Annotated in this window: 14 protein-coding genes; 10 read left to right on the top strand and 4 right to left on the bottom strand. The window is 70.6% G+C overall.

Annotated features, from left to right (window positions below; translation table 11 throughout):
* Positions 1–9 precede the first annotated feature (9 nt).
* A complete protein-coding gene (locus tag ABTY62_RS25050) occupies positions 10–801 on the top strand; it encodes a S1 family peptidase (protein WP_352131676.1) in 792 nt (263 codons plus the stop codon).
* A gap of 115 nt (positions 802–916) precedes the next feature.
* Here ABTY62_RS25050 and ABTY62_RS25045 read toward each other — a convergent pair whose 3' ends face one another.
* Positions 917–1,288 carry a 5-carboxymethyl-2-hydroxymuconate Delta-isomerase gene (locus ABTY62_RS25045; RefSeq protein WP_311730013.1) on the bottom strand — a complete coding sequence of 124 codons (372 nt, stop codon included), beginning with the start codon at positions 1,286–1,288 and terminating at the stop codon, positions 917–919.
* Positions 1,289–1,409: 121 nt separating this feature from the next.
* Between ABTY62_RS25045 and ABTY62_RS25040 the strand changes: the two genes are divergently transcribed.
* A complete protein-coding gene (locus ABTY62_RS25040) occupies positions 1,410–1,541 on the top strand; it encodes a hypothetical protein (RefSeq protein WP_311730014.1) in 132 nt (43 codons plus the stop codon).
* Between the two features lie 106 nt (positions 1,542–1,647).
* Positions 1,648–2,232 carry a winged helix-turn-helix domain-containing protein gene (locus tag ABTY62_RS25035; RefSeq protein WP_352131675.1) on the top strand — a complete coding sequence of 195 codons (585 nt, stop codon included), beginning with the start codon at positions 1,648–1,650 and terminating at the stop codon, positions 2,230–2,232.
* Positions 2,233–2,322: 90 nt separating this feature from the next.
* On the opposite strand, the gene ABTY62_RS25030 is transcribed toward ABTY62_RS25035, so the two are convergent.
* Entirely contained in the window at positions 2,323–4,536 is a 2,214-nt protein-coding gene (locus ABTY62_RS25030) for an MMPL family transporter (RefSeq protein ID WP_352131674.1), read from the bottom strand.
* A gap of 262 nt (positions 4,537–4,798) precedes the next feature.
* On the opposite strand from ABTY62_RS25030, the gene ABTY62_RS25025 reads away from it, so the two are divergent.
* The 3 genes from ABTY62_RS25025 to ABTY62_RS25015 all read left to right on the top strand — a co-directional run bounded on the left by ABTY62_RS25025 (position 4,799) and on the right by ABTY62_RS25015 (position 8,902).
* On the top strand, positions 4,799–6,082 hold the full coding sequence (locus tag ABTY62_RS25025; RefSeq protein ID WP_352131673.1) for a sensor histidine kinase: 1,284 nt from the start codon (positions 4,799–4,801) through the stop codon (positions 6,080–6,082).
* Positions 6,083–6,284: 202 nt separating this feature from the next.
* The gene (locus ABTY62_RS25020; protein WP_352131672.1) at positions 6,285–7,739 is read left to right on the top strand and encodes a hypothetical protein; all 1,455 of its coding nucleotides are present in this window, start codon (positions 6,285–6,287) and stop codon (positions 7,737–7,739) included.
* A gap of 5 nt (positions 7,740–7,744) precedes the next feature.
* The gene (locus ABTY62_RS25015; RefSeq protein WP_352131779.1) at positions 7,745–8,902 is read left to right on the top strand and encodes an ARPP-2 domain-containing protein; all 1,158 of its coding nucleotides are present in this window, start codon (positions 7,745–7,747) and stop codon (positions 8,900–8,902) included.
* Between the two features lie 136 nt (positions 8,903–9,038).
* Here ABTY62_RS25015 and ABTY62_RS25010 read toward each other — a convergent pair whose 3' ends face one another.
* Both ABTY62_RS25010 and ABTY62_RS25005 read right to left on the bottom strand, forming a co-directional pair.
* Positions 9,039–11,177 (bottom strand): DUF6571 family protein, encoded by a 2,139-nt coding sequence (locus tag ABTY62_RS25010; RefSeq protein WP_352131671.1) that lies wholly within the window; start codon positions 11,175–11,177, stop codon positions 9,039–9,041.
* A 207-nt stretch (positions 11,178–11,384) separates the two neighbouring features.
* Entirely contained in the window at positions 11,385–12,263 is an 879-nt protein-coding gene (locus ABTY62_RS25005; protein ID WP_352131670.1) for a hypothetical protein, read from the bottom strand.
* Positions 12,264–12,439: 176 nt separating this feature from the next.
* Between ABTY62_RS25005 and ABTY62_RS25000 the strand changes: the two genes are divergently transcribed.
* The 4 genes from ABTY62_RS25000 (at position 12,440) to ABTY62_RS24985 (ending at position 15,198) form a co-directional block, all read left to right on the top strand.
* Positions 12,440–13,081, top strand: a complete 642-nt coding sequence (locus ABTY62_RS25000) for a TetR/AcrR family transcriptional regulator (protein WP_352131669.1) — start codon at positions 12,440–12,442, stop codon at positions 13,079–13,081.
* Entirely contained in the window at positions 13,078–14,166 is a 1,089-nt protein-coding gene (locus ABTY62_RS24995; protein WP_352131668.1) for an acyltransferase family protein, read from the top strand. The genes ABTY62_RS25000 and ABTY62_RS24995 overlap by 4 nt, the downstream gene beginning before the upstream one ends.
* Positions 14,167–14,184: 18 nt before the next feature.
* Positions 14,185–14,532 carry a VOC family protein gene (locus ABTY62_RS24990; RefSeq protein ID WP_352131667.1) on the top strand — a complete coding sequence of 116 codons (348 nt, stop codon included), beginning with the start codon at positions 14,185–14,187 and terminating at the stop codon, positions 14,530–14,532.
* A 435-nt stretch (positions 14,533–14,967) separates the two neighbouring features.
* Positions 14,968–15,198 (top strand): hypothetical protein, encoded by a 231-nt coding sequence (locus ABTY62_RS24985; protein ID WP_352131666.1) that lies wholly within the window; start codon positions 14,968–14,970, stop codon positions 15,196–15,198.
* Positions 15,199–15,208 lie beyond the last annotated feature (10 nt).

Genomic DNA, 15,208 nt, shown 5'->3' with positions numbered 1-15,208 from the left:
AGGAGAAGCATGTTCTTCAAGCTCCCCCGCCGCGCCACCCTCACCGCCGCCGCCGTCGCCGCGGCGGCGTCCCTCGCCACCGTGCTGACCGGCACCGCCGCCCAGGCCGCCCCGCAGCCCATCGTCGGCGGCACGACGACCACGGCGACCGCGTACCCGTACGTCATGCAGATCACGGACTCCTCGCAGAACCAGTTCTGCGGCGGCACCCTGGTGTCCCCGACCAAGGTGGTCACCGCCGCTCACTGCATGGTCGGCGAGTCCACCAGCAGCGTCCGCGTGGTCGGCGGCCGCACCTACCGCAACGGCACCAACGGCACCGTCGCGAGAGTCAGCAAGATCTGGATCCACCCCACGTACGCCAGCGTCACCAAGGGCGACGACGTGGCCGTGCTGACCCTGTCGACCTCCATGCCGTACACCGCGCTGCCCTACGTCTCCTCGTCCGACACCGGCCTGTACGCGGCCGGCAGCACCGCCCGCATCCTCGGCTGGGGCACCACCAGTTCGGGCGGCTCCTCCTCCAACCAGCTGCGCACGGCCACCGTGCCCACCGTCTCCGACTCCAGCTGTAGCGGGTCGTACGGCAGCCGCTACATAGCCTCGGACATGGTCTGCGCCGGATACACGCAGGGCGGCGTGGACACCTGCCAGGGCGACAGCGGCGGCCCGCTGGTCATCGGCGGCAAGCTGGCGGGCATCACCTCCTGGGGCGACGGCTGCGCGGCGGCGGGCGCCCCGGGCGTCTACACCCGGCTGACCACGTTCTCCTCGCTGGTCGCCACCCAGATCAACTCGTAGCTCCGAAAGTCCGGTTTCGGCCGGGGCCCGCGGCCCCGCCGGACGGCGCTCCGACGCCCGTAGGAGAGGTCCCTGATCTCCCCTGCGGGCGTCCGCCGTGGGCGCCGGGCCGCGGTCAGGCCGGGAAGACCTCGTCGTGCTTCACGTACCAGGCGCGGTCGAGGTCGGTCACATTGACGGTGGTCCCCACGGTCAGCCCCGGGACGGGCGCCAGATGGGCGCGCGCCACCTCCAGCACCGCCTGGGACAGCTCACGCTTGGTCTCCGCGTCCCGGCCGGACAGGATCGCCACCTCGATGTGGATCATGGCGTGGTGCGGGGCGCCGTCCGCGATGACGGCGTCCTCCAGCCGGCGGAACCGGGTCTTGCAGCCGGCCACCTGGGTGTCGATGGTCTTGGCGACGACCGGGTGCAGGGCGAGGCCGAAGGCGCGGCGGTCGAAGGCCTCGGTCAGGGTGTCGGAGTACTCGACGACGATGTGCGGCATGGGGAATGCGCTCCTTACGGGGTGGCGGCGGGCTGCGCTCGCCAGGACCTGTTGCCCGGGCATCGTCGCACCCGGCCACCGCGGCGCGCGCCGCGGGCGGGTCGTCTGCTTCAATAGGGGAATGGCCAGCCTCCATGACGCCGCGACGGGTCCCCTCGACCTCGAGCCGTTCTGGCCGTCCCGGCAGGCGCACCACTTCGACCGCGAGTGTTGCCGCGTATCGCATGCGCGGGCCCGCTCGCTCGGCCGCTGACGCCACCCGACCGCTCAGCCGCCCTGCTCCCGGGTGATCTCCCGGCGGCACAGCCCGCGCGCACGACGTCCACCGACGCCCCTTGAGCGCGAAAGAGCCGATTCCCATGACAAACGTCCGTAGTCTGTCCACCTCCGGCGCCCCCACCTCCGCCGCCCCGGCCGCCGCGTCCGGCCGCCACCCCCATCCCCACCGGCAGCGGCTGCGAGCCGTCGCGCCCGACGAGGTGCCGCCGGTCGCCGAGCTGCTGCACTCCGGCGCCACCTGGCTGCCCGCTCCCCCGCACACACTGCCCGCGCTCCCCGGGCAGCCGCCGATGGTCGGCTATCTCGTGCTCGTCCCGGCCGCCGACACCGCGACGGCGGCGGCGGACCGGCCCGAGCGGAGCGAGGCGGTCACGGGCGACGAGCTGGTACGGATCGACCCCGAGCAGCGCACCGCGCAGGTGGCCGGGCGGCCGCTCGACCTGACGTATCTGGAGTTCGAGCTGCTGGCCCACCTCGTGGCGCATCCGCACCGGGTGCACACCCGCGACCAGCTGGTGACCACGGTGTGGGGCTACGGCCACGTCGGCGACGGCCGGACGGTGGACGTCCATGTCGCCCGGCTGCGGCGGAAAATGGGCGCCGAGCACCGGGGCACGATCGTGACGGTCCGACGGGTCGGCTACAAGTACGTGCCGACCGCCTGAGGCGCCCCGTACGACAGCGCGACGCCCGCCGCGCCGGGTCAGGCGGCATACGGCCTGATCCGGCGCGGCGGGCTGGTGTCTGCGGTGAGATCAGCGGCCGATGGACACCGGCGGCTGGTGACTCGGGGCCGCGGGCGACAGCGGCTCCTGGTCGTGCCCGCCGTGGTTGAGGGTCGGCAGCCAGGCGAGGGCTCGCGGAAGGTACCAGTTGCGCTCTCCGAGCAGCGCCATCACCGAGGGCAGCAGCACCATCCGGACGAGCGTGGCATCCACCAGCACCGCGACCGCGAGGCCGACGCCCATCTGCTGCATGTCCTGCATCTGGAGCAGGGCGAAGACCGCGAACACCGCGACCATGATGGCGGCCGCCCCGGTGATCGAGCCCGCCGTGGACCGGATGCCGTCGCGGATCGCCTCCCGGGTGGGCAGGCCCCGCTCGTGCGCCTCACGGATCCGGGAGACCACGAAGACGTGGTAGTCCATCGAAAGACCGAAGAGGATCACCAGGACGAACAGCGGCATCCAGCCCTCGACCGCCCCGGCCGGCTCCATGCCCAGCGCCTCCGCGCCCCAGCCGTGCTGGAAGACGGCGGTCATGGTGCCGTACGCGGCCCCGACCGACAGCAGGTTGAGCAGGATCGACACGATGGCGATCGGCAGCGACCGGAAGCAGACCAGCATCAGCAGGAAGGTCACGGCCGCGATGAAGAGGAGCACCGGGCCGAAGTCGTCGGAGAGCTGGTCGTTGAAGTCGACGTTCGCGGCCGTCTCGCCGCCCACGTACGCCTTGTCCGCGACCGGGCCGAGGACCTGCGGGACGAGGTCGTCCTTCAGGGTGCGCAGGGCGTGCTTGGAGGCGTCGTCGGAGCCGTTCCCGGCCAGCGGCACCTCGATGCGCGCCACGTCCTTGTCCTGGTGCAGCTCGACCTTGACGTTCTTGCCGAACTCGCCCGTGGCGGCGAGCTTCTTCTTCAGGTCGGCCACCGCGCCCTGGAAGCGGGGCGAGGAGACGTCGTCGGACCGTACGATCACCTCGGCCGGGGCGGGGCCGCCGGGGAAGGACCGGGTGATCGCCTTGAAGGCCACCGTCAGCTGCGAGTCCTTGCCGAACTGCTTCTCCATGCCGAGCTGTTCGGTCTTCATCCCCAGCGCGGGGGCGCACAGGGTCAGCAGCAGCGCGCCCGAGAGGACGGCGAACAGGCCCGGCTTGGCCAGCACCGGCTTCATCAGCCGGCCGGAGATGCCGCCGCTGGCGTGCGCGCCCTTCTTGCCGCGGCGGTTGAGGAGCGGCACCCGCCCGGTGTCGACCCGATCGCCGAGCCAGGACATCATCGCGGGCAGCACCGTCACCGAGCCGAGCATCGCGGTGAAGACGACCAGGATGGTGGCGACCGCGAAGCCCTTGAAGAGCAGCAGCCCCGACAGGAACATGCCCGACATGGCCAGCATGACCGTGATGCCGGAGACCAGCACGGCCCGTCCGCTGGTCGCCGCGGCGATGCGCAGCGCCGTCTCGGGGTCCCGGCCCGCGGCCCGCTCGTCGCGCTCGCGCCGCAGGTAGAACAGGCAGTAGTCGACGCCGACGGCCAGGCCCACCAGGAACATCACGGACTGGGTGCTGGAGAACATCGGCAGCTTGTGGCTGGCCAGCGCGAGCAGGCCGAAGGTGCCGATGCACGCGGTCACCGCGAGGAAGACCGGCAGCAGCGCGGCGACCAGGGCGCCGAAGACCACCAGCAGGATGCCGAGCGCCAGCGGTACGGCCGTGAGCTCCGCCGTCTTCAGGTCGCCGGAGAGGATGCCGTCCAGGCTGTGCGCGAAGCTGGCGTCGCCGAACTCGTACGCCGTGACGCCCTCATGGGCCGCCTCGGTCTGCTTCACCGCGTCGAGCACCGGCTCGACCCGCTCCCCCGCGGTGTCCGCGTCGCCCTTCATCTCAAAGGTGATCAGCCCCTCCCGGCCGCTGTCGGAGCGCACCGGCGACTGGATCCGCACCGCCTCGCCGGTCTTCTCCAGCCGCTTCGCGAGGTCGCCCGCCGCATCCCGCCAGCCGTCGGGCTCGGCGCTGCGCAGCATCACCATCTCCCCGGCGGGGTCCTTGAGCCCGGCGTCCTCGAGGATCTTCTCGGCACGCGCCGAGTCGCCCGTCCCGCCTTCGGAGTTGGTCATCTCATTGACGCCGGCCATGCCGCCGATGACCGCGATGGCCACGACGAACAGCAGCCATCCGATGATCGCGGTCTTGCGGTGTCGGGTGCTCCACCCGCCGAGTCGTACGGCGAGCCCCCGCCTCGTTGCACTCATGTCGTCTCCCCCCGGGAGGTGTGAGTCCTGAACGGAACCGACAGGACTGAACGGACTGAACGGACTGTTGCGGTCACGTCATCGACACTAGAAACGGGCGGGCTCGCGCCCCAGCCGCACAAGCCCCCAGTCGGGGGAAGCAAAAGGAGAGTGCCGGGGGTGGTGCTAGGTCTACCTCGGGACGGGGGCAGGACCGAGTGACGGGCCGTGCCCGGTCCGCCAGACTTGAGCGGTGGAGGCGAAGCGTTCAAGGGGGTGTCTGATGAGGGTGCGCAGGGGGCTGATGGCCACTGCTCGGGGGCTGGGGCTCGCGATCGCCTCGCTGGCCGGGTCGATCACGCTGTTCACGCTGGCGGTGTTGTCCCTGGTCTTCATCCCGCTGGGTATCGGGGTGATCGCCACCCCGCTCGTGCTCGCCCTGGTCCGCGCGCACGCCAATCAGAGACGGCTCCTGGCCGCCCGCTGGTCGGGCGTCGAGATCCCCCTGCCGTACCGCGCCCTGCCCTCCGTGTCGCGCCCCGGGGTGGTGGGCGTGGTGGACCGCTGCACCAGGCTGCTGAAGGACCCGGCGACCTGGCGGGATCTGCTGTGGCTGTTCGTCGACCTGACCGCGGGGGCCGTCCTGGCGCTGCTGGCCGCCGGCCTGATTCCGTTCGGGGTGGAGGGCTGGACCCTGGCGCTGGGCACCTGGCGGCCGATCGTGGACGGCGGGGGCGCGTACTGGTATGGGTTCGTCCGCGTCACCTCCCAGGCCACCGCGAATTACGCCGCCCTGCTGGGCTCCGGGGCCATGGTCCTCGGTGTCTTCGCCTCCCCCGTCCTGCTGCGCGCCCACTTTCTGGTCGGGCGGGCGCTGCTCGCCCCCACACCGCGGATGACGCTCGCCGAGCGGGTCCAGCGCCTCACCGAGACCCGGCACGACGCGGTGGACACCTCAGCCGCCGAGCTGCGCCGCATCGAGCGCGATCTGCACGACGGCGCGCAGGCCCGCCTGGTCGCCATGGGCATGAGCCTGGGCACCGTCGAGGCGCTCATGGAGAAGGACCCGGCGAAGGCCAGGGAGTTGCTCTCGGCGGCCCGCGCCAGCTCGGCCGAGGCGCTGGCCGAGCTGCGCGACCTGGTCCGCGGCATCCACCCGCCGGTGCTGGCCGAGCGGGGCCTGGGGGATGCCGTGCAGGCCCTGGCGCTGCGGATGCCGCTGGCCGTCGAGGTGGAGGTGGACCTCCCGGGCCGGCTGGGCGAGCCGGTCGAGTCGGCTGCGTACTTCTCGGTCAGCGAGCTGCTGACGAACGCGGCCAAGCACTCCGGCGCCGAGCGGGTGTGGGTCGACATCCACCACGACGACCCCACCGGCACCCTGCGCATCGCGGTGACCGACGACGGGAAGGGCGGCGCGTCCGCCTCGGAGGGCTCCGGGCTGAGCGGGGTGCGGCGGCGGCTGGGCGCCTTCGACGGGGTGATGGCGATCAGCAGCCCGGTCGGCGGGCCGACGATGGTGACCATCGAGATACCGTGCGAGCTGTCCGCCCCGCGCCCCACGGCCTGAGCCCACCGCCCGGGGTCGCCGGTCCTCCTGGAAACCCGAAGGCGCGGCCGAATCCCGGGGTGTTAGCGTGCGACAGTCGGCCGCGGGACTCCGGCGCGACTTCCGGAACCCGCCTGTTAAGCGATGATTCGCAGCTCGTGCCCCCATTCCCCGGCCGACCCCTTCATGCCATCGCCGCCGTGCCGCCAGGGGGAGCCCCTCGATGGAGAACCAGGCCGACCTCGTGGCGGCCGAGGACCTGCTGCTGTTCGTGAACGCGGCGATCACCTCGACCGGACAGCGCGAATTCCGTTCCCAGGCGGACGAACAGCGGATGTCGCTGGCCTTCCTGCACGCGTATGTGCTCGGCAACTACCGCGAGCTGTACGCGGCGACGCTCGCGCTGGACATCAACCACCACAACGCGGCGCTGATCGTGCGCAGGCTGCTGGAGACCGCCTCCGAGGCGACGCCCGAGCAGCGGCACACCGAGGGGCGGCTGATCGCCGGGCGGCTGGCCGTGCTTCCGCCGCAGCGGGTGTACCGGCTCTTCCGCGAGGTGCGCCGGGCCGGGGTCAACAACCGCCGCACCCGGGCCATCATGCGGGACTGGCTGGCGGCCCGGCCCGATCCGGCGCTCGACGCGGTCAAGTACCGCTCCGGGGTCAAGGCGGTCGCCCGCCATGCCCATCTGCGGCTCGACCGCGATTTCGGCCTCCGCGAGCCCGGCCTCGGCGAGCTGGGCCCCTTCCTCTTCGCGCCCCACACCCGGCGCACCGGCTTCACCACCCCCCTGTTCGAGTCCTGGCGCCGCGCCCATTACACCCAGAGCGCGCTGTACGAGCTGCCGTACACGGTCGCCGAGGGGTTCGCGGCGCGGCACGGCATCGACCGCGGAGTCTTCCTGGAGCGGATCGCCCCGCGGCTGACCCGGCTGGAGCGGCTGCGGCTCCAGGAGTCGGCCCGTGCACACCGGGCGGACGCGGTGGCCGCCGACCTCGCCGCCATGCCCCTGACCCGGCTGGCGAGCTATGTCCTGGCCCTCCCCCTGGACGACCGGGTCCGCCGCCGCGAGGAGCTGACCGCCGCGCTGCGGGCGGCCGCGCTGCGCACCGCGGGCCCGCGCGCGGGCAGCTGGGGCCGGGTGGCCGCCGTGCTGGACGACAGCTTCTCGGCCTTCGGCTCGGCGCAGAAGCGGCGCCGGCCGCTGGCGGTGGCGCTGGGCTGCCACTTCCTGCTGGAGGCGCTGGCGGGCGAGCTGATCCCGCTGTGGCTGTCCGGCCGCACCGACGCGCTGCTGACGTACCCGATGGGGCCGACGCCGCTGGGCACCCGCGTCCTGGACGCGCTGGAGCACCGCCCGGACCGGCTGGTCATCGTCTCCGACGGCTGGGACAACGCCCCGCCCGGCCTGGCCGGCGAGGCGCTGCGGATCTGGCGCACCCGCCTGGACCCCCGGGGCCGCACCAGCGTCGTCCACCTCAACCCGGTGTACGACGCGGAGGACTTCGACGTACGGCGGCTGGCACGGGAGGTGCCGACCGTCGGGGTGCGGGACGCGGAGGACGTCCCGGCCCTGGTGGAGCTCGCCCAGTTCGCGGAGGGCCGCAGCCGGGCGGCCGAGCTGTGGGCCCATGTGGACACCCGCGTACGGCGGTTTCTGGAGGTGGAGCGGTGAAGCCGGTGAAGCAGGACACGACGGGCGTGGCGCTCACGGGCCTGACCCCGCTGCCCTCCCAGGTGTGGGGCGCCATCCGGCTGGTGCCGCTGGTGCGCGAGGAGCCGATCGCCGATCTGCGCCTGGACGACCGGCTCTACGGCGACGACTTCGCGGCCGTCGAGCTGGACCGGCGCACCGCGTACTGCTCCTACATCCCGCACGGCTTCGTCGCCAACTGGACCGACGACGGCACCCCCGCGGCCTCCTACGGCACCCAGCTGCGGCCGGATCCGCGCGGGCCGCGCCCGCCATGCGTCCCGCTCCGCTTCCACCGCCGGATGGCCCGCCGCGTCGACAAGAACCGGGTGCGCTTCCTTCCCCTGCACCTGGCCCTGGAGGGCTATCTGGCGCTGCACTTCGGCGGCCCCGAGGTGGCCTGGGAGGAGTGGTCGCACCGGGCGGTCGCCCGCGGTCTGTCCCCGCGCGTCGAGCAGGCGTATGTCGGGGCCGAGGTGGAGGGGTTGCGCGACGCGCTGCGGGTCTTCGAGATCCACCCCGGCCAGTGCGGGGTCATGGTGTACGCGGCCGACGCCCTGGCCGCGGCCTTCGTGGTGCCGCACCCCGACGACTACCGCGCCCTGCACCCCTCGCTGGTCCTCGACCTCTTCGGGGAGCTGATCCACCACTACACCACGCTGCACGCGCCGGTCCCGGAGTTCCGGGCCCGGATCGACGACAGAGCGGTGGGCTCGCTCGCCGATCTGCGGGCGGAGGCCGCCCGGCTTCAGCGCGAGTGGACGGAGTTCCACGACGGCACCATGGCGGGCGGGTTGCTCGACGAGTCGTACACCCTCCAGCGCGTCCGCACGATGGGGCCGTTCGCCCTGTCCCGCTTTCTGCCGCCCTTCCGCCGGAACACCGAGCAGCACATCGGCGAGACCATCACCCACGAGGACGGGCGCCTGGCCTACCTCAAGACCTTCCGGCTGTCGGAGGCGCAGGTCCGCCGCGGCCATCTGCTCACCCTCCTCGCCGCCCACGACTGGCACCTGGAGGCGACGGCCGAAGCCCAGGGCGTGACCCTCGACCAGCTGGCCTCCCGCATCGAGCACGCGGGCTTCGGCGCGCTGCTGCGCCAGGACATACGCGACCACTACCGCGCGGCGGCCCGCGCCCGCTAGGGACACCCGGCGTCTCTTTCCCCTACCCGCCCCTTCCCACAACTGGGGCTCCGCCCCAGGCCCCGGGCCAGGCGCGCAGCCCCTGCCACGCGGCGGGGCCGCACATCGCCGCCACGGGTAGAAGCGCTGGCGGCCGTCAGAACCCCGGGCGGCCGAGGGCCTGGAGGGCCTCGCGGCGGGCGCTGTCGTGGCGCTCCTGGCCGGAGCCGACGAGCGTCCTGGTGAGACCGCTGTCGGCGGCCTCACCGTGTTCCTTGCTCCAGCCCACCACGAGGGCGTCCACCTGCCGCTGCCCGACGTCGAACGCCTTCATGTTGTCCTGCGCCGCCGACGCGCCGGCCTGGGCGACGTGGTCCTTGCCCCACTCGTACATGCCCGCGTAGAGGATGGACTGGGCCGCGTCGCCGAGGACCGGCACCGCGGCGGGCGTGGAGGGCACGAAGTTGAGCGCGAATCCGGGGACGATGAAGGCGGCCGTCCGGACGTCCGAGGCCCACTGCACCGCCTTGTCCCTCTTGTCGAAGAGGATGTCGGAGCTGACCCCGTCGTAGAAGCCGAAGGTCGAGGAGGCCGCGTTGATGGCGGCGGTGCGGTCGTTCGGGTGCTTGAAGTCGGTTCCGGCCAGCGTCTGCGCCGCGTACTGCCGCTCCGCGGCGTACATCCCGGCGTAGGCCGCGGGGTCCTCGGACACCCCGCGCATGATGCGGGACAGCTCCTCGGGGGACACCGCCATCCGCACCGTGCCGCCGTCGTTCCACACCCCGTCGCCGTCCGCGTTGACCTTGTAGTTCTCGTTGGTGCGGGACAGGATCTCGTGGGTGTCGGACGTGTAGTCCATGAGCATGTGGCCCAGGCTCGACCGCAGGTTGGCGGGCATCTCGTCGCCGTGCCAGTCCTTGTTGAGGAGCTTGATGGTGTCGTGCATGACCCGGGCCTCGCCCTCGGTGTGCCCGCCCAGCGGATGCTCGGTGCCCGGCACGGCGCCCGTGGCGGCCGCCTCCAGCGCGGCCCCCAGGCCCAGCCGGTTCCCCGGGGCGTCCTGGCTGAGCGAGCCATAGCCGGTGGCGGTCTCCCAGGAGGGCCAGTCACGGTCCTGGAGCAGATACTTCAGGCGCTCGTTCCTGCCGTCCGCCCCGGGGTCCAGGAAGGACGTCGCGACGTCGGGCTGCCCGCCCATGATGCCGAGCAGGGTGTCGAGCGGGTCGCCCGTGAAGTCCCGGTGGCCCGCGTTCAGCTGCTTCCACCGGCCGGTCCCGAAGTCGTCCTTCTGCTCCACGGCGATGATGTCGTCGCCGACATCGGTCAGGAACTGCTTCCCGTAGTTCTCGCCGTGCGTCATCAGATCGACGAACGACTGATATCCGGTGAGCGGGTTCAGTTCCTTGTCGAAGTTCTCGTCGCCGACCTTGCGCAGGCCCTCGCGCCACTTCGTGTAGAAGGGGTCGGAGGCAGTCCTGGTGGCCGTGGCGATCGAGGTCGCCACGCCAGTCTGGAGAGCGGTGAATTCCTTCTTGTCCTCGCCCTTGCCGAGGCTGTGGAATTTGTTGTTGAGCTGAATGACGCCCTTGGGGCCCAGCCCGTCCAGGAAGGTCTGGCTGAACGCCTTGTCGTGCTCGTTGTCCCGGAACAGCCGCTGGAACTTGGCCAGTTCCTTGCCGCTGAGCCGGTCGCCGGAGTTGAGCCTGGTCGCAAGGTCCTGGGCCGCCTTGGCCTCGACCTTCTCGATGTCGCCTTCCGCCTCGCCGTTGAACCCGTTGACCGCGCCGTCAAAGGGGTTCGTGTCCCGCACGGCCTCCTTCAGCGCGAGCTTCACGCCCTGGTCGGCGTCGTCGACCGCCTTGACCGCCGCCGCGATGTGCTCCGTCCACGACTGCTCGGTCCGGTGCAGATCCGGGTCGTGCCGCGCGGCATTGGCCGTTGACTCGGTCGCCTTCGAGAAGTCGTAACTCGCGATACCGGCGTCCGAGACCATCATTCCGGCCTTCACCGCCTCCGCGACCGCGGATTTCACCTTTCCGCGCAGCTCCACGAACTGGCGGTGCGCGTCGGTCAGCAGCGAGGCAATGGCCTTGGCCTCCGTCTGCGCGGCGGTGAACTGCTTGTCCGTGATGTCCATGCTGTCAACGGCGACGAGGTTCGCATCGCCGGTCCAGCTGCCGTCCTCGCCTACCGACTTGACTCGCTCCTGGTAGACCTTCTGGACATCCGAGAATTTCTTCGCGGCCTCTTTCCATTGCTCGGCTGCGTTCTCCAGGTACGACAGGTCGGCTGTCATGACCTGGTGGTACGTGAGCACGGTCTCCCCCATGGCAAGGCTTCAGGCGGTAGCGGTAGCGGTACGTCGGGTCGAATCGCGACAGTACCCCTGGCCTGGGGAAACAAGGCCTGTTCAGGGCCCGGTTCATCATGTCGAAAGAAATACTTCACAAGAAACGGGAGCGCCCCCGTCCGGTCACATCCGGAGAGGGGCGCACTCACCTCGCTACTTCGGGTCCTCCACCCGAACCTCCTTGCGGAGATCGGCCGCGATCCTGGCGGAGTCGTCCAGCGTCAGGGACTTCGTCCCCTCGCTCGGCACCACCACGGCCACCGTGTCGAAGTCGGCCCACGCGCACAGCGGCAGCTGGCTGGGCTCCCCCTCGCCCGGGTCCTCCTTCGCCTTGATGAGCTGGCACTTCATGATGGCGTTCTCGAGGCCCTCGGGCGACTTCCGCTCCGGGGTGCCCACCACGAGCGCGTCACTGTCGCTGCTGCCCGCCGTCTCGCTCCTCTTCTTCAGGGTGCTGAAGAACGCGTCGACGGACTTCTCCGGGTCCTTCACCTCCCCGTACGCGCCCAGCAGCTTCAGCTTCTTCGCACCCCCGGCAGCGCGCCATTCCGCGTCCAGGCCCATGCCGCTCGTCATGCCGAACGCCTGCGCCTTCTCGCCGATCAGCGGTACCTCGCCGGAGTCGTCGCTCGCGTACTCGCCGAGCACGGTCTTGGGTGCGGTGAGCTTGTAGTCCTTGCCGTCGTCGGTGAGCTTGCCGCCGTCCCCGTCACTGCCCCCGCCGAGCAGCAGGACGCCCCCGACGATCGCCGCGACCACGACCACCGCGCCGATCACCAGGCCCATCGTCTTGCCCTTGCCGCCGCCGCCCGGCGGGGGCTGCGGCATACCGGGCATGCCGGGCGGCGGATAACCCTGCTGCGGATAGCCGGGCGGCGGATAGCCGGGCTGCGGCTGTTGTTGGGGGTAGGCGTAGCCGGGCTGAGGCGGCTGCGCATACGGATTCGGATTCGGCCCGCCCTGCGGCGGCTGGCCGGGCGGCGGACCTGGAGGCGGGCCGTACGGTCCGGGTGGCGGCTGGTTGTGACTCATGCGCTGCGGCCTCTCCCCATGCTGCTTTCTGAACACACGTCAACAGGCGTTACACAGCTGGACGCGACAAGCGTCGCGCCGGGTTCCAGCTGCGGCCTGCGGCAAGGATGCCAGCTTCACCGGCGGCTTCGATACCGACGGGTACTGAATACCCATGGGTATGCTATGCTCTGCACATGTCAGATACAGACAGTCATCGACACCCACAGGAGCCGGTCCCCCGCCTCCCCCGCGAGGAGGTACGCCGCCGGCTGCTCACCGCCGCCGGGCGAGTGTTCGCCGAGCGCGGCTACGCCGACAGCAAGCTGGAGGACATCGCCCACGCCGCCGGCTTCACCAAGGGCGCCGTCTACTCCAACTTCGGCAGTAAGCGGGAACTCTTCGGCGCGCTACTCAGCGAACGCGCCGAAGCCGAACTGGCCGGCGTGATGACCGGCATCGACGAGGCCCCGAACGTGTCCGCGCTCATCGATCAGGCCGCGCGTCTGGTCGCGCAGCGGATCGTCCAGGACACCGTCAGGGGCCGGCTCGGCCTCGAATTCGCCACCCATGCCACCCGCGACGAGGAGACCAAGGCGGCGATCGCCCCCATGCGCCGCGCCCAGCGGGCGGCGGCGGCCGGCGCCGTCCGGGCGGCCACCGAACGCGTCGGCATCAGACCGCCCATCGACCCCGAGCTGGCCGGGGTGATCCTGCACTGCCTGACCAACGGCCTGTCGATGGAGCATCTCGTCGACCCCGAAGGGATCGACGCCTCCACCGCGGAGCGGGCGCTGGGCGCCGTGCTCGGCTGGCTGACCGGGGAGGCACCGTCATGAAACGCAAGGAATACGTCGACTGGCTGCGGAACTTAGGGATCGTCTTCCTGTTCCCCTTCCACACCGCGCGAATCTTCAACGACAATGCGGAGTTTTACGTCAAGGGCCCGGAGAACGTCTTCTCCTCCACCTTGGTCAACGTCTCCTCCTTCTGGTTCATGCCGCTGCTTTTTCTCCTGGCCGGCATGTCGAGTTATTACGCGCTGCAGAAGCGAGCAGCCCGGGGCTATGCGAAGGAACGCTGTCTGCGGCTGCTGGTACCGTTCCTCTTCGGCTGCGCCGTCATCGTGCCGCCGCAGGCGTACTACGCGATGAAGTTCCACCACGGCTATCGCGGCAGTTACCCCGACTTCCTGTGGTCCTACTTCACGGATTTCTCCGACTGGTCGGTGCTGACCTCGATCTCACCGGCGCATCTGTGGTTCATCCTCTTTCTCTTCGTCATATCGATCACCCTGCTGCCCCTGATGCTCACGGTGATCCGGCGCCAGTACACGCCGGCCTGGCTGAACGACCCGGTCCTCGCACTGTTCCCAGCGGCCGGCCTCGCGATGCTGTCCTTCCTGCCGGAGATCGGCGGGGAGAACATCTTCACCTACGCCGGATATGTACTGCTCGGATTTCTCATCGCCACAAGAGACACGATCATCGACACCCTGGAAAGGGCACGGCGCGGCTATCTGTGCATCGCCGTCCCGGGCGCCGTCGGGATTCTTGTCGAGAGATTCACCACAGGCAGCCAGACGGATCCGCTGTCCGCCGCCTGGCACTATCCGGTGTACTGGGCGACCCTGCTGGCCATGCTCGGGTACGGGAAGCGGTATCTGGACCGCGCATCAGCCTTCATGGACTATTTCAGCCCGGCGGCTTTTCCGGTCTATATCCTGCACCAGACCTATCTGATCATCACCGCGTACTATGTTCTGCGGACCGTGGAGCACAGCGCCATCGCCTTCGCGATCATCATGGTGCTGCCGCTCTGCCTCAGCGTCGCGAGCTACGAAGTCATCCGCAGAACGCCAGGGCTGCGGACCATGTTCGGCCTGCGGGCACACCGGCCGGCCGCCACGCTCCCGATCAGTTGACGAAGTGAGGAGTTCTCCATGACCATCCGCCGCGCCATGCCCATCGTCCACTCGGAGGACATGGAGCAGAACCGGGACTTCTACGGCCGACTGGGCTTCGAGGAGGTCATGAACCACGGCTGGATCATGACCCTCGCCTCCCCCACCACCCCGGCGGCCCAGGTCAGCTTTATGACGAGCGACAAGACCGCACCGGTCTCGCCCGACATGAGCGTTGAGGTGGACGACGTGGACGCGGCGTACGCGGCGATGCGCGAGGCCGGCGCGGAGATCGTGCACCCGCTCCAGGACGAGGAGTGGGGCGTCCGCCGCTTCTTCGTCCGCGACCCCAACGGCCGCGTGGTCAACGTCGTGAGCCACCGCTAGCTTGCGCGGCAGAACAACAACTTTGCGCTACGGGTCAATGACACCCCGAAGGCCTGGATGGGACGATAGGCCTGCCCCAAGGCCGCGGAGCAGCCCATGCCAGCACCGCCGCACCCTCAAGGAAGTCATCAACTCCTTCCTGGGCCCCGCCGCCACCGAACCAACCGAGCCTCCCAAGGGTCCGTAGCCGTTTCTACCGACATCGGTTCACCACCGAAGGGACACACCACCATGCCCGTCCCGTCGCCGACGCCTGGCTTACCCCCGTCCCCGCCCACCCCCGAGGGGACCCGGTCGAGCCCGCAGCCGACACCGTCGCCCACGCACAACCCTCCCCCGCATCCCGTACCGCCATGGGGTGACCCACCGGATCTCCAGGTCTCTCCACAGTGGCTGGAAAGCCGGGCCAAGGACTGCGATGCCGCATGCGAGGTCTTGTGGCGGCTTCTGGGGCCCGCCAAGGAAGCCTTCGACGCGCTGGGCAGGGCAGCGCCCGGCTGGAGCTTCGTGGACAGCATCGACGACATGGAGGGGCGCTGGGAGAAGCTCAATGGCCTGGTGCGGCAACGCCTGGGGACGGCGGCCGACAACTTCCGGATGAGCGCGGGAGAATTCAACCGCATCGAGCACGACCGTGAGCGTGAGTTCCGGCAGGTCCGCGACTGAGCGGGGTATC

This window comes from Streptomyces sp. NPDC097640 (genome assembly GCF_040302705.1).
Lineage (GTDB): Bacteria > Actinomycetota > Actinomycetes > Streptomycetales > Streptomycetaceae > Streptomyces.
This window is presented reverse-complemented; position numbering and strand designations above follow the sequence as displayed.